Here is a 17,586-nt window from a genome sequence, read left to right on the forward strand (position 1 = left end):
GGCATGTTCACTCCCGACGCCGATCGTCGCCCCCGCCGTGCCCGGATGACGATTCTCGCTCTGGTGCTCGTCACATTGGCAGCAGTGGGCCTTGCCGCAGCGCTGGCCATCGCGAATTCCCGATCAACGACCACAGCGCCTCCAGGAGGAACAGGGCTTAGCCACACGGCTGTGCCCGGGAAGGTCACCACACTCGAGCCTGAGCCAACCCCGGAACCCGGCTGGGACGTTGTAGCACAGAAGAAACTCGCACTGCGCCCGATGCTTCGCCTGCCGGCCGAGGCCGCGCAGCCTCACGAGCTGAGCCCACAGGCGGGGCCCGTGCTGAAAATTCCGGAACCGAGTCATGCCGCTGGCGTGTGGATCCCCGGCGGATTCCCGGGAACACCCGAAGGAGCGCTTGCCCAACTGAAGGCAGCCGATGAAGCGGGCCTGCGAGGCGGAGACCCGACCGTCTACGACCGGGCCTACGCCGATATCGCGTTACCCGGCGCGCCCGCGGTCGACCGCACGGGACTGCACACCCTGCTCTCCACCTTCCGCATGCGTGCCGGAATCGCGGCCGGAGAGTGGAAGCCCGGCTTGACGGTCACCTACGACGTGACCCATGGGCAAATCAAGGGAACCACCGACCAAGGCCGATACGTAGTGGTCTGCGTGCTCGGCATCCTCACCTTTGACTACAAAGGACAGTCGACGTCCATGGGGGTCGGTGACTGCCAGGCGATGCGCTGGACCGGAGACGCGTGGCGGATCAGCACCGGCAACCAGGCCGCGATGGCAGCGAACGCGTGGCCAGGTAGCGCGGAATCCGTGCAGGCCGGGTATCGCAGCCTGGGCGGGATTCCGCGATGACTCCGGAGGACATCTTCGTCTGGCTGGGACGGACGGCTGGCGATTTGGTCGGTGGCTTGGCATCCAGTGTCTTTGAAGTGGCGATGCAGGGAATCTGGATCTCGTCCCTGTGGTTGCTGCGCGAGGCGTTCACACTGGTCGACTGGCTCTCGACGTTCACGGTATCGACAACGGACGGACCTGTCGGAACTTTGTGGCCGATGATGCTTTGGCTCGGGGGCGTCATCGCGCTCGGGTTGTTCTTCTGGCAGATCACCGTGTCGGTCCTGCGCGGAGGCCGCGGGTTCACCCGTGTCATGTCCGGGCCATTCCAGTACGGTGCGGCTCTCGCGGTCACTGTCGGGGCGATCGCCGGATTCCTGGCCGCCGCGGACGGGGCCACGACCGGGATTCTGAACGTCCTGCATGTCGGAAACTTCAGTGACGCCCTGAAAGTGATGGGTTTGGTCGACGCTGGCACAGACTCGGTGAAGGCTGTCGTGCTCGGGCTGACCGCGATCTTCGGTCTGCTGCCCGCAGTGCTGGGCTTCGCCATGGAGATGGTCTTCCGTGAAGCCGCCATATATCTGCTGACGGCGACTGTGCCGATCATCGCAGCGGGTCTCATCTCGAACACGACCGCAGTCTGGTTCTGGCGCGGCATGCGGTGGGTACTGGCGATTATCTTTATCAAGCCAGGAATCGCCATCGTGCTGGTGATCGGCATCGGAGCAACCGGCGAGGCGAAGGGACTTTCAGGTCTGCTGGCCGGCGTCGCAATCCTCTGGATGGCCGTTTGGGTTCCTCTCGTGCTGTTCAAGTTGTTCGCGTTCATCGATCCCAATACGGAAGCGGGCGCGGCCGTTCGTGGAGCGTTCTCCGATGCCGGGATGGATTCCTACGGCCCCGATAGTCAGGGAGGAAAGGCGGGAACCTCAGCCTTCAACGCAGCCAAGCAGAAGCTGTTCGGTGGTTCTGACGACGCCGATGAAACCGGCACCGTGGACGACTCCGAGACGGCGAACACTGACCGTTTCGACTCGGCCACGGACGACGCTGATCCAGTCGCCCCTGACGATGAATCCAGTGACTCGACGGCAGGGGCGAGGGACAGCGGGAGCGACCGAAGTGGACCGGAAGAAGGTGCGATCGCCACAGGAGACAGCGACTCGCCTTCGGCGCCTGATCCGGCCCGCGACGCGGACGAGGCCATAGCGGCCGGAGACGAACTCTCGGAGTCTGAGGCAGCAGACGCGGCCGCTGCGGCGCTCCCCGAGGCAGCTGCCGCATCCGCCGTCGAGGCCGCGGTCGAGGACGACAGCGATGACGAGGGCGGCGACCCGAACGCGGGGAAGGTGCTCGAATGACCAGCCGCGTGTACCGAGGGCTCTCACGACGTGAGCACGACGGCTGGATCCTCGGGCTGACGCCGGCGCAGGCACTGACCTGCGTCGCGCTCGCCGTGCCGGTGGTAATCACCCTATCCTCAGGTGAAATCACCAGGGCGCTGGTGATCGCGTGCGTCAGCTGTCCGCTCGCGGCGCTGGTGGCCGTGCCTGTACGTGGACGGACAGCCGCGCGCTGGCTCGCCCATCTGCTGCTGTTCCAGGTCGGCGCGGCCTTCGGCTGGACGCGCTGGCAAACCCGAGCCACCACCGGTCAAGTCGACCCCGACGAGCCCGATCTGCCCGGCGCGCTGGCGCGGGTGCGATTCCCTGACGGGCCACCGCTGCGTGACCAGGGACGGGTCTGCCTGATCCACGACACCGGCGAAGGACGCTGGGGCGCGACAGCACGCCTATCCCATTCCGGGGTGGGAATGCTCTCGGACAACGAATGCGAGCTACTCGCGGCGCGGCTGGGGAACCTGCTCGAAGCCCTTGGTCAGCGAGAGGTCATCGACCGGATGTCCCTTCTGGTGCGGACTGTTCCCGACGATGGCACTGATTACCGTGCATGGCGGGCCCGCAACGAGATCACTCCGGCTCCACCGCTCGCAGCCGAGACCACCAGGGAACTGGACCGCACCATCGGCCTGCCCTCGGTCCGCCACGAGATCTTCGTGACGATCAGCGGACGGGAAGACACCCTACGACGTCCAGCCATCGCCGCCGGAGGTGGCGCCAACGGCCGCGCCATCGTGCTCTACCGCGTCCTGGACAGCCTCGACGAACGGTTCCGTGCCCTCGGGGCTCACAGCGTTCGCTGGCTGTCGGGCGGGCACCTGGCTGAAGCGATCCGCACCGGATTCAACCCGGCGACGGCGGCCATCCTGAACGCGAGTCATAACCAGGGAAAGCCCGCGTCCAGCAAACTGCCGTGGGCGGCCGCCGGGCCGACCCACGCTCCGGCTCCGTCCGCGCGGGCCTATCACCACGATGGCTTCTCCACCGTGTCGTACGCGGTACTTATGCCACACCGTGGCACGGTGTTCGGCTCCCTTAGCTCTCTTCTGGCGGTGAAGACACCGGGTGAACGCCGCAGCCTCGCCGTGCATTACGAGATCATGCCCGCGAACCGTGCGCACCGTGCCGTACGCGGCACCCGGTTCCGTACCCGCGTCATACGGGACTGGAAGGCATCCAAAGGGTTCGCTGCCAGTGCCGAAGACCGCAACGAAGCCCGACGCGCCAGCATCCAGGAAAACGCGATCGCGTCCGGTCACGGCATGGTCAGGTTCGCTGTCGCGACCGCGGTTACAGTGCCGTCGACCTGGCCGGTCGAAGACCATGCATCCCGGCTGGAAAGCGCCATCGCCGGGAGATTCCGGTTGCTGCGTATGGAACTCGCGCAGGATGCCGGGTTCGTGGCCACCGTGCTCCCGCTCGGGATCGGCCTCCCCCGGCTGCGTGGAGGTGGATTGTGACCCGCGATCGCACAGCTTCCGAACGGTCGATGCGGGACCTGCTGTCCACCTTCGGCGCACCCCCGGCAGTGAGAAGGCCCGACCAGCCGCGAACCCGACGTCGTGAGCCGGTCAACCGGGCGGTCGCGCCCCGGCGTGGCCGCCGCCGTCCAGGGCACGGCTGGTCACCGGTGCCGCCGCCGCTCGCCGTGTATCAGGCCAGTACGCATGAGGTCGGTGGCGTTTTCCCGCTCCTGGCCTCGAGCCCGATGCCTGCGGTCGGCGCGCGGATCGGCTATGACGTCACTGCCGGTGGAGCTTTCTACTTTCATCCCGTCGAGGCCGTGCTCACTGGCGCCTGCACGAATCCGAATGTGGTCGTGTTCGGCGAGCCGGGAACCGGGAAGAGCTCCACTGTCGTCGCGTTCACGACGCGCATGATGCCGTTCGGCGTGAAGACCTTGATCAGCGGTGACGTCAAGGGCGAGTACACGCCGGTCCTGAAGGCGCTGGGAGCGACTCCGATCGTGCTCGGCCCCGGTAGCCCGGCCCGCGTGAATGCCCTCGACCTCGGCCCACTCACGGCACGCTGGGACACCTGGACCGCGCGGCGGCAACGCAACGAACTCAGCTGGGTCCTCGGTCGTTGGGTGCAATTGCTCACGGCGCTCGCCGAAGCCCAAGGGTATGCCGCCACCGTGACCGACGAAGCAGTCCTTTCCGCCGTCCTACACCGCGCCGTTGGCGCCGCGGACGCCAACACCCGGCTCCGTCCGATCACGATCCCCGATGTGCACCGCGCCCTAGCCGATCCACCCGACGAACTCTGGCGCGAGAGCAGGTTCGCCGACAGGCGTCAGTTCCTCGACCACTTGCGCCCCATCACCGACGCGTTGAACAACCTGGCCTCCGGGCCGCTTGCCGGCATGTTCGACGCTCCGACCAACGTGGAACTCGACTGGGACGCCCCGGCACAATCGATGGACCTGTCCCGGCTGGACAGCCGCGGGGACAAGGCGGTCGCGGTCGCTCTGACTTGTCTCGGATCATGGTCGGCCATTGCCACCGACCTCCAAGACGACGGTGAGATCCGCATCGTCGTTCGCGACGAGGTATGGCGCCAGATGCGCCTCGGAGTCCGCGCGCTTATGTCCTTCGACAGCGAACTGCGCCTCTCCCGCAAACACAAGATTATCCAGGTCGCACTGGTTCACAAACCCGCTGACTTCCTGACCGTCGGTGACGCCGGATCGCAGGCAGCGTCGATCGCCCGCGACATGCTCAGCCTGTTCAGCACACGAGTCCTTTTCGGACAGACAACCCGGGTCGCGTCCGAGCTCGGCGATGCGCTCTCACTGTCGGAGAAAGAACAACAAGCGATCTCGGGATGGACCAACCACCGCCGCGGCCGCGCCCTGTGGAAGACGGAAAGCCAGACGGGTCGCAAAGTGCAGACCGTGCTCAGCGCAGTCGAACGACGCCACTTCGACACCAACGTCCAACTGCGAAGCGCACACCGAAATATTCGGTCCGTGACCGCCCAGAAGCCTGACGGCGGCGAAGCGGGTTCCGAACGAATCGGTCTCGGTGACTATCAATCTCTCGAGGCGTAGAGGACGGACTGATGGGTGACGCAAAGATTCGGCTTCAGCCCCTTTCGACCCTGCGTGCAGCCAGAGAGGTTCACGTTGGATGGGATCAAGCGCTCCAGACCTACTACGCGCACGTGTACAACGGCGCCGACGCCGCCGGACGTGAAAACTTCGCTTTGAAAATCGGAACCACAATCGAGGAGATCACTGACCCCCACGTGGTAGTGGAAGCAGTCAGCGCCTACGCGGTCGTACCCGCTGAACTCGATCACCTTCTCGACATCGGGCGAAGGCTCCCTAACGCAACCATGACTGACCTGCGTGAGTACTCCCGGCTCTACCAGAATGAACAACGTTACTACGACAAGATGAATGAGCTGTATCGACCGGGAGGGTTCGCCACACAGCTGTCACATGAGCAGGTGAATCCCATCCTGGCTGAGCACGGCTGGGTCATGAGCGAAGTCAGTCTGATCAACGGCGGGCATTCGGAGACCTACGTCAGAAACGGACACGAACTCACGATCTCGTGGGGATGGCCGGATTCGCGCCACGGCAACGAGCAATTGCTGAGTCCGGTCATCGCCGACGGCCAGAGGTATGGCGTATCGACCCCCGAAGCGCTAGCCAAGACCCTCGCGCATGTCCGAAACACCCCAGTCTCCGATCCTCGCGATCTTTTGGCAGAGCACGAAACTGTCGACGAAAACGACCTGATGGAATCCGACATCGCCCTACGCGAAGAGCCACCCGATGACGATCTCAGCTCGGGTACCGGATTGGGATACTAATGGGCCACGAAGAGCGCGATGCCCGCGTAGGTAGCACAGGCCGGTTCGCCGCCATCGGCCTTGCCGTCGTGGTGCAAATCGTGGCACCCATCGCGACACTCGGCCTCGTGCTGATCGCCATCGGCGGCGGTCCCGGACAGTCTTGCGAGCCGCCGAAGACCGGCATCGGCCGGATCGTCAAAGATCCCACCCCCGCGCCGTCCGCCGAACAACTGGACATCGCCCGCACGCTCGTCACCGTCGTCCGGCAACGCGGTCTGCCTCGCAGAGCAGCTGTCTTGGCCATCTCGACCGGCCTCGTGGAATCCAAACTGGCCAACCTGAACTACGGAGACCGAGACTCCCTCGGCGTCTTCCAGCAGCGCCCCTCTCAAGGCTGGGGGACACCGGCGCAGATCCTCAACCCCGTCTACGCCACCAACGCCTTCCTCGACCGGCTGGTCGCCATCCCCGGCTGGGACACCCTGCCGCCCGGACAAGCACAGCAGCGCGTCCAGCGGTCCGGCTTCCCGGACCGATACGCGCCGCGGGAATCCGAGGCGGCGCGAATCACCAGCGCGGTCTGGAACGACACAGCGCCACCGGCAGCGCCTGCCCGCCAACCTGCCGAGCCCGCAGACCTACCCGCGGGCTGCGTCGATGACGGCGGCTCGGATATCCCGATCAGCCCGAGCGACGTCGACCGCACCAAACTGCCCGCTGGCTACCAATACCCAGCCGACCCGCGACAGCGCGCTGCGGTCACCTACGCACTCGCGCAGCTGGGGAAACCCTATGTATGGGGCGGAAAAGGCCCGAACGGATTCGACTGTTCCGGGCTCATGCTCGCCGCATGGGCCGCCGCAGGCGTCGGGATTCCAGCCGGAACTGTCAGCCAAGTCCACGCCGGACACGCGGTCCCGGGCCTGAACCAGTTGATGCCCGGCGACCTGCTCTTCATTCCCGGATCCTTCGGAACACCAGCTAATCCGCGCCATGTCGGCATGTACGCGGGGCACGGCCTGATCGTCAACGCCTACGACTCCAGCACCGGCGTGATCCTCGAACCGCTGTCCGCGTGGAGCGGAAAGATCGTGATGATCCGCCGCGTCACAGACCCCAGCACGCCCTCCCCGAACTCGGGAGGGAGACCGCCAGATGGGCAACAACCCGGCCCGCGTCAGCGGCATGGACCGCGACGCAGCCCTCATGGGCCTGATCATCGCCGCGCTCGCACTGATCATCACCCTCGCGGCCGCGATCAACGCCGCCGCGGCCGTGACATGCGGCATCACCGGTAGCGGCTGGGACTGGCCACCGCTCCAGGCTTGGCTACCGAACGCGGGGCGCATCATCGTGGCGCCAGCCAGCCCCGGCGCACACCTGCGCGATCCGTGGGCATCGGCGATCGAGGACCACGTCACCATGTTCTGGACGACCTTCGCCCTGTTCGCGGGGTTGATCGCGGCGGCCGTCGTCGCGCTCGCCATCGTCGGGCGACGCCGCTGGCGGCCGGTGAAACCCGGGCATGCCACCCGCCGGGACATGCGCAAGACCTTGTCACCGCGCCGCGCCCGCGCCACAGCTGCTTGGACCCGAGGCGATCTCACCAAGCAGGAACGTAAAGCCGCTGACCTCACGGACGTCGCTGTTCCACTGCACCGGGGACCGAATCACCAGGTGCTCGTGACCTCGCTGGAGAACCCGACTGGGGTGATCGCGCCTACCCGCTCCGGGAAGAGCCGCACCGATCTCATCCACAAGGCACTCGCTGCACCGGGCGCCCTGTACGCGTCCACCACGAAGCCCGACCTCGCTGAGTGGGCGATGCTTGCGCGCACACGGCGGTCCAACGCCGGACCGGTCCTGCTGTGTGACGCCACCGGAACCGTCCACTGGCCGGCCCGGGTCCGCTGGTCACCGATCACCGGCTGTAGCGATCCGTCCGTCGCGCTGCGCCGCGCCGAAACCCTCATCGAAGCGTCATCGCTCGGCCTCCGCGAGACCGGCGGCAACGACAAAGTCTTCCGCGGTCGTGCCTCGATCGTTCTCCAGGCCTATCTACTCGCCGCCGCGGACCATCAGCGGACTGTGACCGATCTCGTCAGCTGGGCGATCACGAAGCCCGCTGACCAAGAGCCTGTCGAGCTCCTCAGCGCCCGATATCCGAACATCGCCTACAACCTCGCCTCGGAGATCGGCATGGTCGCCGAGACCTCCGACGCAGTCTGGATGTCGGTACGCCGCGCCCTGGAACCCTTCATGAACCCCGCGATCCGAGACTTCGCCACGCCACCGCCCGGCGAAGAGCTCGACATCCGCGACTTCCTCCTGCGCAAAGGGTCCATGTTCGTCATCGCGGGCGAACACCAAGCACCGCAGGCCCGGCCAGTGCTGACCGCGATGGGAGAGCAGGTCGTCACCACCGCCCAGGACCTCGCCCTCGAGCAAGACCGACGACGACTCGAACCGGCCGCCACCATGATCTTCGACGAACTCTTCGACGGAACACCGGTACCTCGGCTACCTGGCCTGATCGCCGACACCTCCGGACGCGGCGTGCTCATCCACTGGTCCGCACAGTCCCGCTCCCAGCTCGACGAACTCTACGGCGAACACGGCCGTCGGCAGCTGATCGACAACACCCTCACCTTGACGATTTTCGACAGCATCAAAGACGACAAGACCCTGGAATGGCTCTCCACCCTCGCGGGACACCATCGGCGCAAGACCTACCAGCAACACAGTGACGGCTGGCTCGGCGTCGGCCGCACCGCCACCGGCGCGGAAGACGCCTTGACCTACCGGCCCGGTGCTATCCGCACCCTCGACAAGGGCCGCGTGCTGATCATCCACGCCAATCTCCGCCCCATCCTCGGCCGCACCGTCGACGTATCCCGCCGACAGGACTGGGACCAGCTCCAGGCCGACGTCGACGCCATCCGGTCCGGCAACGTCCAGATCACCACCGACGGCTACACCTACGACCGGGCGCAGCAACTTCGTGCCGCCGCCACCGCGATCGGCGGCTCGCGATGAGCAACGACGACATCCCCCAGCCATCGCGGCGACAACCGGATGACCACCACGCCGGAACAGGCGGCCAGCAGGAACCGGCGGCAGGCGCCACACCCGAGCAACAGATCGCGGTCCTGCGTGCCGCGGTCAGCGACCTACGGCGGCAGGTCGCGCAGCAGCACGACCTGGCCAAGGATCTCGCGATACAGCTGCAACGGCTCGTCGCGGAGGACGAGGCAGACCCGGACCAAAGGAGGAACCGGCCGGCTCCCTGGGTGCCATTCGAACCCCCGGGCCGCACCGAACCTGCTTCAGGAGCCCGCGACCCGCTGGTCGGCATCGCCCTCTTCGTCGAGTACTACAACACCACCTACGTCGGCCTCCCGGGCTCGCGCGCCGTTGCCATCCCGGACTGCTGGCTGAGTCACCCCGGACTCCTGGCCGAGGTCGCCACGCTCGCCTACTTCTGGCGCGCGGCGAACACCGGCCCCAGAGCCAACGTCAAGGACGCCCAGTACTGGCACCACACGTTCCGGCCCGGCTTCGCCGCCCGCCTGGCCAGTGAATGGACACACGCTCACTGCCGCGCCAGCAGCCACAAAGACGCCGGCGCACCCGCACGACCCGATCGCTACTCCTCGCCCGGAAGCGATCCCACCCCCAACGACACAGCGCAAGCGCAGGCAACCCCGGCCGCTGACCCGCAGCCCGACAGCAACCAGACGAACGACCGGTAGAGCGAGAGAGGAATAGGCCGTGGCATACCCGAACAACCGTGTCGCCCTCACCTCACGAGACACGGCCGAAAACCCACACCTGGAGATCGTCGTCGGATGGGACCGAGGAATGCAAACCTACTTCGCCCAAGTCTTCAACGGCCTTAACGAATACGGCGAAGACAATTTGCTGGTCGACATCGGCAACCGGGTCGGCGAGATCACCTATCCCGGTGCCGTCATCGACGCCGTCCGGCCGTACGCAGACATCCCCGACGATCTCGGACGAACGCTGGCCGCGCAACGAGAAGCCGACACCTCAACGTACCGCCAGCTACGCGGGGAAGCCGGGCATGTCGCACGCGCCGCAGATCTCGCGGGGATCGATATCACAGTCGCGCTGACCACCACCTCGCAAACAGACCCTCGCATACAGGCCTTCGACGCAACCGAGGACGACGTGGACGGAGGTGAGCATCTTGGACGCGGAATGGGTTACTGACACCGGTAATCGATACGTGCGGTACCAAGCAGACAACGCGATCGATGAGTTCGAAGCACTGACCACCGCTGGCATCGCTGCCCCCGTTGCCCGGCAGCAAGCGGCGATCGATAGCCCCATGACCTATGACGGCAGAACGATCGCCGAACACGCCATCGACCAATACACCAGCCTGCTCGACCAGAATTTCGGCGGAGACGAAGCTCAGGAACACGCTGCCAACGTCACCAGCTACGCGGTCACAGACTTCGACGCCGACGCTCACCTGCACAGTTCTACGGCCGAGATCTCCGAGGATGACATCGTCGCCGATCTCGACGATCCCCTGAACTCCGGAGACATCGAAGACCTCGGCCGTGGGCTCGGCTACACCTGATCACTCGGGACCTCGCGAACCAACCATCGATTCCGTGTCCACAAAGGGCGCTCGAAGAACGTGCAGGGCGGGCCCGGCGCGCTGAGGGAGAGGGTGCGCACCGGGCCCGCGAGCGTTGAGGCTACAGCGCTGTCAGAAGCCCGTGCCGTGTCGTAGGTCCGCGGCCTCGGTGTGAGCCGCGTCCATGTCCTCGTCGTAGTGCTGCTCGCGCTCGTCGTCGAGCCGGTCCCGGTCGGCTGCCGATGCGTCGCTGAGCGCGGCTGTCTCGACGCCGTCGAGGGTGTCTCGCGCGGCCTCGACGCTGAGCAACGCGTCGGACTGCTGGTCTTCGGGATCGTGCGGTATGGCCATGATGCTCCTCCATGTGTCGGTGACGGTTTTCCAGGCCTGGGCTCTGGTGCCCGGACGACCGGGTTGAGAGCCCAGGGGCATGTGCGGGTCGTTGCTCCTGACATGGAAGTTCTCGCGGTAGGCGGCGGCGAGACCGATGGCCGCATCCCAGCGCTCGGCCGCGGCCACCTCGGCGGGCCGCTGCCCGATGTGCTCAGCCCACGAGGGACGCTGGCGAAGCACCTGTTCACGGAGTTGGTGGACCCGCTCGGTGATCTCGGCGTTGAGTGCGTCGAGGCGTTCGATCCGGCTGGCGGGTTCGCTGGTGTGGCCGTGGTCGGCCACGGCTTGCCAGGGCAACGGGAGATGGTGGCCATCGCCCGCGTCGAACCGCTTCGCTAGGGCGGCGACCAGCGCTTCCCCTATGGCCCGTGGCTCGACGCTGCGGGTGAGCGGGGCGGTCGCAGCGACCTGTTCTGTGGCTTCTGCCAGAGCCGTATCGGCAACGAGGCCGCGGAGTCCGCCGCCGGCCGCGTGCCGCCATACGATGCCCCATCGCTCGTCGTCGACGTCGGCGTCCGGAAGCCGCTCGGCGACGATGGTCTGCCACCGCCGGACCTGTTCGTCGCCCGGGACGCCGATCAGGGCAGGCGGGGCGTGGGCGGCGACATGAGCGGAGACGCGCTTCGCGAGCACGGCCGCTGGGTCATCGGCCCAGCCGAAACCGGTGTTGTCGGTGACGGCGCGGACGAGACGCTCGGCTTGCCAGCCGAGATCCTGAGCTCGAGATAGGGCGGCGAGCGCGGCAGGTTCTGCGCCCGCGTTGATCGCGCCCGGGACGTAGCGGGCGAGGATGTCCAGGTAGCGGTCCTCGTCGCCGTCGCGAGCGTGCATGTCGTACTTACGCACCAGGACGTCCAGCGTCTCGATCACGTAGCTGTTCTCGACGGGCTCGAACTCGGTGACTGCTTCCTCAACCTTCACGGATTCGTCCGCAACCGGAGCGCCTTGGCCAGGAGCGGTGGTGGTCGTTCCCTGGGCCAGGGCATCCCATCGAGAAGTCAACGCGTGCCACGCATGAGCGCGGGCACCGTGGCTGTTGGGCGCGGGGCCAAGCGGCTCGATGGGGTCGGCACTGGTGATTCGGAAGGTTTCGCGGTAGCCCGCGGCGAGGCCTACCAGTTCGTCCCATTCTTCCGCGGTGATCGGGTTGCCGGGACGTGGCCCGAGTTGTGCTGTCCACGGGGGTGGTGTGCGGATGGCGGCGGCACGGAGTTCGTCGACGCGTCCCGCGATTGCGGTGTTCGTCTTGGTGAGATATTGGGCGTGCCCGGGGACGTGGCGGACATGTGCGAAGTCCGGTCGCGCTAGCCACGGCACAGCGGGCCGATGGGCTTCGCCGAGCTCTGCGCGGCGCTCCAGTTCGCTGGTCAGGACCGCGTCCGCATACAGGTGATCGGGCATGGGATCCGGCCCGGAGGGGCGGCCAGCGAGGTGGTGTGCGACCAGCGTTACTGCCGCGTCGATGTCGAATCCGGCCGCCAGCGCGCCGGTGGCGCGTTGCCAGACCCGCGTCCACTGAGGCTCTTCGACAGCGACGTGAGGAGCGATCGCGTCGATGATGACGCGCCATCGAGCGATGTCCTCGCTCGTGGCCGGCGCCAGCGGGTGCGGCGGCGACTGTTGTTCGACCCGTGTGGCGATGCGCTTCTGAAGTACCGCGCCCGGGTCATCGACCTTGTGCAGTGGAGCGCCACGTAACACCTCCCGCACCAGCGGGTCTGGTTGCCAGCCGAGATCGTGCGCGTTGCGCAGTGTCTGGATCAGGGCGGCTTCGCTGTCCAGATCGACGGTCATCGGCGCATGCCGGGCGAGCACGGCGCGATAGCGGTCCTCGTCGCGATACGTGGCGGTGTAGTTGTAGCGGAGCACGAGCGTGCCCAGCGAGACCTCGACGTCCTGCGCCTCGCGCAGTGTCTCGGTGGCCGAGACCTCGGCCCCGGAGTGGTTCAGGACGCCGGTCAGCACGGATTCCGGCGTTTGCACCTGCGGGGTCTCTTGGTGCTGATCGATCACGTGATGGACCGTGATCACGTACATGAAGTTCTGCAACATCGCGCGGGTGATGCCGGGATAGAACTGCTCTCGGGTCATCGTCGGAGGGACCAGCAGGTGCGCGTGTCCGGTACTGGTCATGCCCTGCACCCGGTTCACTGTCGCCGCGTACGCCAGTTCGACATGGGCTTTCACGTAGTTGGCGGGGAGGGTGATCGTCCCCTTGTGAGATCGGTGGGTGACCGTGATGCGCCCGTCGCGGTGCACGGATTTCACGGTCCACACGTCGCCGTTCTTCACGAAGTCCTGGCCGCCGTACAGGCTCAGCAGGCGTTGGTTGTGCCGAGTGACGACCCAGTCGCCGACACCGGCGGTCGTGGTGTCGTGCAGGTCGACCTCGCGACCGCGGACGATGGCGCCGCGCCGAAGCCGGACGTCACGCGCTTCGGTGTTCAGCGCGACGGTGTCCTCGTTAGTCGGGACGATTAGCAGCGACTGCACGCCGCGGTCGAGGTCAGCCCGCCAGTTGGCGTGCGCCGCGTCGCGCATGGTCTCCAGCGAGCCGTCGAAAACCCGGTTGGCCTCGAAGTAGTAGGCGAGTCCAGCGGGATTGGCGTTGCGGATCTGGAGCGACGCGGCCGCCTGCTCACGACGGTCCTCGCCTTGGAAACGCACGATCTCCCGGAACCGCACGGCACCGACGTCGTGCGCGACCAGCCGGATCGCGCCACCGGCTTCCACAGCGGCGAGCTGTGCGTCGTCACCGATCAACCGGACATCGGCGCCGCGTCGCAGCGCGTACTTGACGACCGCGTGCAGCGTGTGCGTGCCCGCCATGGCCGCCTCATCGATGATGACCAAATCCCCGGCGGCGATCGGGAACGCGCGGTCGACGAACCCGAACCGTTGCGCCGTGGTCAGCTGGTGCAGCGTGTGTGGCCGGGCTCCGATCGAAGCACCAAGTTCTTGAGCTGCGCGCGCTGACGGGCCGAAGGCGTACACACGGTGGCCTGTCCGACGCCACGCCGTGGCGAGCACCTTCATGGCGGTGGTCTTCCCAGCGCCGGCCGGAGCCAGCGCCAGCTGCAGACGGCGGCCAGAGCGGGCGAACTCGGTCACCATCCGCCGTTGGCCGGCGTTGAGCTTCTGCCCCGCCATCGCCTTGTCGACGGTGTCGGAGCGCAGACGGTGACCGCCGCGGCGACGGGCCCAGGCAACCAGGTCTGCCTCGGCGGCGAGCGTCGCGGTGGTGGTGTAACGCGGTGACCGATGCTCGACGAAGACCGATTCGCCGTCCCGGCGGCGCAACGACACCGGTTCCGAGACCACGACAGGCCCGGTCAGCGCGAGAGTGTCCGGCTCCGCCAGCACCGCGGCGACCACGTCGTCGACGAGCTGTTCGCGCGTCGCCGTCGGCACAGTGAGATGCGCGGACTGCCGGTGCGCCTCGGCAGCGAGGTTCCACCACGAGAAGTGGCTGTAGTGGTCGGAGACGACCTGGCGGGTGACCTGGGCCAGTTTCGCGACGTCGACCGGCGACGACTCCTTGGTGCCGGTCAGGAACACTCGCCGCCCGAGGACGTCCAGGATGCTCGGCGGAACGATGGTGATCGCGTGTTCGCGCCAGACGCGCAGGTGCTCCGCCAGTGTCCTTGGAGGCTGCTTCCCGGGGCGATTGTCGTACTGCGCGGCCCGGTCGATCGCGAAGATCTCTTTCGGTTTCGGCTCCCGGCCGTGGGCTTTGGTGAACTCCACGATCCGCTTCGCGCGCGCCGACTCGAATTGCTTGTGCCGCTGAGAGAACGCCTTCACCAGCGACACAGGGATTCCGGCGAGCTGCCACACCGGCCGGGTCATGTCGACGCCGTGCGCGCCGCGCTGCGTCCAGGACGCGCCCTGTTCGCGGAACAGGTCGCGCACGCGGCTGTCGAAGTACTCGCTCGCGGTGACGGTAGCCGCCAGGATGGTGCGACCGTCCAGCGCTGTCCACTCGCCGTCGTCGCTGCGCTGTACCTTTGAGGAGATCAGCGCATGGATGTGCAGGTGCGGGTCCGAAGCGCGGGAATCCCAATGCTCGAACAGCGCGGCGGTGATGCCGTTGACGTCCACCTGCGCCTCGCCCAGGTTGCCCCGGCGCGTGAACGCCGCATGGCGCTCCACATAGGACAGCGTGTCACGGGCCGCCTTGCGCACGATGCTGACGATCAGATCGCGCTCGATGGGCTTGGCGTTGGCCCAGGCGAGGGACACCGATTTGTCCGGTGCGAACACCATCTCGAACCCGGACACCGCGCTCTTCAAGCTGCGTTTCTGGTCAGCGAGCCACTTCTGAAGCTCCTTCTCATCTCCGGGGCCGGCGCCATCGTGCGCCTTCGTGTACGCGGAGGTCTGAACGGCGTGACGTAGTTCGGCGCGCTGCGCCGCAGGAATCGGTGCCCCAACAGGACGACCGTTCTCGCGGTTGTAGTCCTTGTAGGCCTGCGAGACCTGGCTTCGCATGTGGTCAAGCTCGGAGTACTGCGGGAACCGGCGGCCCAGCCGAGTCGCCCGCAGCGCCTCTTCCGCTGTGGCTCCATCGGCGATCTTCTCGTTCTCGATGGCATCGGCGTGCGGATGCCGGCCCTCGCCGAACAGCGCGTTCATCTGCGCAGCAGTGACTTCGCCGGACAGTCCTAATCGGTCTGCTCCGGCGCCGAACCATTCGCCTGCCGGGTAACCACGGGAGAGGTAGTAATCACTCAACAGCTCGCCGGGTTCGAGCTCCAGGTCGCGATCGGCACACGCGACCGAGTTCGTGAGGTACTCATGACCACCAGGGCTCAGCTTGCGTAAGCCCATCACCACCTTCGAGCGTACGCGCGAAATCCGAGAATGCCCACCCGGTTACTGGTATGGACGCGTATTCGATCGACGCGTGTTCGTCGGCTGAAGTTGTGCCTGGGGCGTGGGTTCTGCTGGGTACGTGGACAGCTGAGACAGGCAGGATCAGGGCGAGTGTGGCGACGAAAACGATGTCGACGACAGCGCCCACAGGGGAGCTCGTCGAGGCGTTCATGACGATGGAGGCGTAGCGCTCCGGCGCGCGGAGCCGGGCGCCAGCGAAACCGGCGCCTGCTGATCCCGCGTCGCCGACGAAGGCACGCCGTCGCCTGTCGCCTGCCGTCATCGTAGGGCCACCAGGTTGTCAGTCGTGGGATGTTCGAAAGCACCGCAGAAGCGGAACCGGTCATCGGGTTGGCGATGACGTACCGGGCGCTCCCGGCTGACCGATGTGCCGGCATGAGTGGAGGTTCGCTAGCGATCGGACCTGACCAGTCTCGGATACGTCGTTGGTCACCCGATCGACGAGTGCGGCAAGCTGTGCCTGTGCCAACAGCAGTGATCACCGCGAGCGCGAGCGTACTGGTCGCGGTTCTTGTGTTTGTTCTCAACCAGCGTGCTCAGATCCGGCAAGAGCGGCGTCAGGCTCGGCTAGCAAGGGTGAACAGCCAGCTCCGAGAATTGTATGGGCCCCTCAACGCGCTTGTGGAGATCAACGAACGCGTCTGGGAGGCCCTGCGCGATTCGGGGCTGCCCCGCAAGGCGGATCGGAGTCCTTCTGGCGCTGACAACGACTGGCTGCGATGGAGGAGTCAGGCGTTGCAGCCGGTCAACCTGCAGATGCGTGACCTGATCGTCGATCACGCCGACCTCCTGATCGAGCCTGAGCTTCCGCGGGCTCTGCGTGACTTCTGCGCCCACGTGGCCGCCGTGGAGATCGTGCTAGCGGCAGAGGCCGACGGCGTGCGTGAGCGGGCCCTCATTGCCCACCCTGGCGCTCCGTTCACGACTTACGTGCGCGAGGCCTTCCATTGTCTTAAGCAGGAGCAGCAGCATCTTTTGGCAGCAGCGAACCGGCCTCGTGAAGTCCGGGCCAAGGGGCGTCGATTCTAGACCCCCCCCGCAGCCTCGTGTAGTATCATCGCTTAATCAGACGTTCTTGCGACACATCCCGACGAGTGCTGTGGGAGGCCAGCATGAGCACGGACCACGCAGAGATGCTCTTGGAGGAGGGGGCCTCTGGCAAACCGCTGGTGCGGGTGTTCCTCAGCTTCGCAGGGCGGGACGACGCACTGGTTCTGCGCTTATGGGACCTGCTGGCCGAGGCGTTGGTCATCGACCGGCTGTACGAGTTCCAGCTCTGGCGATCCGATGAAGCAATCCTTGTTGGCGAGGGCTGGGACGACCGGATACACGACGCGTTGTCGAAGGCTGAGGTCGGCGTTGTTGCGTTGAGCAACGCTTTCCTAAGCAGTGAGTACATAACCGGCGTGGAACTGCCAGCACTCGTCGATGTTCCCGGCAAGCGTGTGTTTCCGTTGTTGCTCCGGAAGGTCAGCAAGCAGGCGGACTGGCGCGGGTTGAAGAGCAAGCAAATTTACGGCTATGAACGACCGTTCAGCGACGTGCGCGAGGTGTCGGCGCGGGATGCGTGGGTGAACGGCCTTGTGGCCGAGCTGCATCGCGTGCTCGCCCGCTACGCGATGCGCGCCGACTGGGAGAAGTGAT

Annotated in this window: 13 protein-coding genes; 12 read left to right on the forward strand and 1 reads right to left on the reverse strand. The window is 66.4% G+C overall.

Translation table 11 applies throughout. The features are described 5' to 3' along the window. Positions 1-3 precede the first annotated feature (3 nt). The 10 genes from ACOCEP_RS27555 to ACOCEP_RS27600 are packed head-to-tail and all read left to right on the forward strand — an operon-like array spanning position 4 to position 10,653. Positions 4-855 carry a hypothetical protein gene (locus ACOCEP_RS27555; RefSeq protein WP_482331927.1) on the forward strand — a complete coding sequence of 284 codons (852 nt, stop codon included), beginning with the start codon at positions 4-6 and terminating at the stop codon, positions 853-855. Next, positions 852-2,201: a hypothetical protein gene (locus tag ACOCEP_RS27560; RefSeq protein ID WP_482331928.1), complete on the forward strand. Its 1,350-nt coding sequence runs from the start codon at positions 852-854 to the stop codon at positions 2,199-2,201. The genes ACOCEP_RS27555 and ACOCEP_RS27560 overlap by 4 nt, the downstream gene beginning before the upstream one ends. After that, positions 2,198-3,700: an SCO6880 family protein gene (locus ACOCEP_RS27565; RefSeq protein ID WP_482331930.1), complete on the forward strand. Its 1,503-nt coding sequence runs from the start codon at positions 2,198-2,200 to the stop codon at positions 3,698-3,700. Before ACOCEP_RS27560 ends, ACOCEP_RS27565 begins: the two co-directional genes overlap by 4 nt. A 29-nt stretch (positions 3,701-3,729) precedes the next feature. Beyond that, a complete protein-coding gene (locus ACOCEP_RS27570) occupies positions 3,730-5,292 on the forward strand; it encodes an ATP-binding protein (RefSeq protein ID WP_482331931.1) in 1,563 nt (520 codons plus the stop codon). 11 nt (positions 5,293-5,303) lie between these two features. After that, positions 5,304-6,062 carry a hypothetical protein gene (locus ACOCEP_RS27575; RefSeq protein ID WP_482331932.1) on the forward strand — a complete coding sequence of 253 codons (759 nt, stop codon included), beginning with the start codon at positions 5,304-5,306 and terminating at the stop codon, positions 6,060-6,062. Continuing rightward, on the forward strand, positions 6,062-7,342 hold the full coding sequence (locus ACOCEP_RS27580) for a C40 family peptidase (RefSeq protein WP_482331934.1): 1,281 nt from the start codon (positions 6,062-6,064) through the stop codon (positions 7,340-7,342). Before ACOCEP_RS27575 ends, ACOCEP_RS27580 begins: the two co-directional genes overlap by 1 nt. Further along, on the forward strand, positions 7,251-9,080 hold the full coding sequence (locus ACOCEP_RS27585; protein WP_482339834.1) for a type IV secretory system conjugative DNA transfer family protein: 1,830 nt from the start codon (positions 7,251-7,253) through the stop codon (positions 9,078-9,080). Before ACOCEP_RS27580 ends, ACOCEP_RS27585 begins: the two co-directional genes overlap by 92 nt. Beyond that, positions 9,077-9,796, forward strand: coding sequence for a hypothetical protein (locus ACOCEP_RS27590; protein WP_482331935.1), 720 nt, complete (start codon positions 9,077-9,079; stop codon positions 9,794-9,796). The genes ACOCEP_RS27585 and ACOCEP_RS27590 overlap by 4 nt, the downstream gene beginning before the upstream one ends. Positions 9,797-9,815: 19 nt before the next feature. Further along, a complete protein-coding gene (locus tag ACOCEP_RS27595) occupies positions 9,816-10,277 on the forward strand; it encodes a hypothetical protein (RefSeq protein ID WP_482331936.1) in 462 nt (153 codons plus the stop codon). Then, complete coding sequence (locus ACOCEP_RS27600; protein WP_482331937.1) at positions 10,255-10,653, forward strand: hypothetical protein; 399 nt, start codon at positions 10,255-10,257, stop codon at positions 10,651-10,653. The genes ACOCEP_RS27595 and ACOCEP_RS27600 overlap by 23 nt, the downstream gene beginning before the upstream one ends. A 132-nt stretch (positions 10,654-10,785) precedes the next feature. On the opposite strand, the gene mobF is transcribed toward ACOCEP_RS27600, so the two are convergent. Next, positions 10,786-15,876: a MobF family relaxase gene (gene mobF / locus ACOCEP_RS27605; protein ID WP_482331938.1), complete on the reverse strand. Its 5,091-nt coding sequence runs from the start codon at positions 15,874-15,876 to the stop codon at positions 10,786-10,788. Positions 15,877-16,518: 642 nt separating this feature from the next. On the opposite strand from mobF, the gene ACOCEP_RS27610 reads away from it, so the two are divergent. Together ACOCEP_RS27610 and ACOCEP_RS27615 are read left to right on the forward strand one after the other, a co-directional pair. Further along, entirely contained in the window at positions 16,519-16,971 is a 453-nt protein-coding gene (locus ACOCEP_RS27610) for a hypothetical protein (RefSeq protein WP_482331939.1), read from the forward strand. Between the two features lie 83 nt (positions 16,972-17,054). Next, complete coding sequence (locus tag ACOCEP_RS27615) at positions 17,055-17,585, forward strand: toll/interleukin-1 receptor domain-containing protein (protein WP_482331940.1); 531 nt, start codon at positions 17,055-17,057, stop codon at positions 17,583-17,585. The last annotated feature ends 1 nt before the right edge of the window (position 17,586 follow it).

The organism is Amycolatopsis sp. CA-211722, from assembly GCF_056828465.1.

What these genes read in the sequence shown, in the direction of transcription:
- ACOCEP_RS27555 (WP_482331927.1), top strand. Translation starts at nt 4, where the DNA reads ATGTTCACTCCCGACGCCGATCGTCGCCCCCGCCGTGCCCGGATGACG.
- ACOCEP_RS27560 (WP_482331928.1), top strand. Translation starts at nt 852, where the DNA reads ATGACTCCGGAGGACATCTTCGTCTGGCTGGGACGGACGGCTGGCGAT.
- ACOCEP_RS27565 (WP_482331930.1), top strand. Translation starts at nt 2,198, where the DNA reads ATGACCAGCCGCGTGTACCGAGGGCTCTCACGACGTGAGCACGACGGC.
- ACOCEP_RS27570 (WP_482331931.1), top strand. Translation starts at nt 3,730, where the DNA reads ATGCGGGACCTGCTGTCCACCTTCGGCGCACCCCCGGCAGTGAGAAGG.
- ACOCEP_RS27575 (WP_482331932.1), top strand. Translation starts at nt 5,304, where the DNA reads ATGGGTGACGCAAAGATTCGGCTTCAGCCCCTTTCGACCCTGCGTGCA.
- ACOCEP_RS27580 (WP_482331934.1), top strand. Translation starts at nt 6,062, where the DNA reads ATGGGCCACGAAGAGCGCGATGCCCGCGTAGGTAGCACAGGCCGGTTC.
- ACOCEP_RS27585 (WP_482339834.1), top strand. Translation starts at nt 7,251, where the DNA reads ATGGGCCTGATCATCGCCGCGCTCGCACTGATCATCACCCTCGCGGCC.
- ACOCEP_RS27590 (WP_482331935.1), top strand. Translation starts at nt 9,077, where the DNA reads ATGAGCAACGACGACATCCCCCAGCCATCGCGGCGACAACCGGATGAC.
- mobF (WP_482331938.1), bottom strand. Translation starts at nt 15,876, where the DNA reads ATGGGCTTACGCAAGCTGAGCCCTGGTGGTCATGAGTACCTCACGAAC.
- ACOCEP_RS27615 (WP_482331940.1), top strand. Translation starts at nt 17,055, where the DNA reads ATGAGCACGGACCACGCAGAGATGCTCTTGGAGGAGGGGGCCTCTGGC.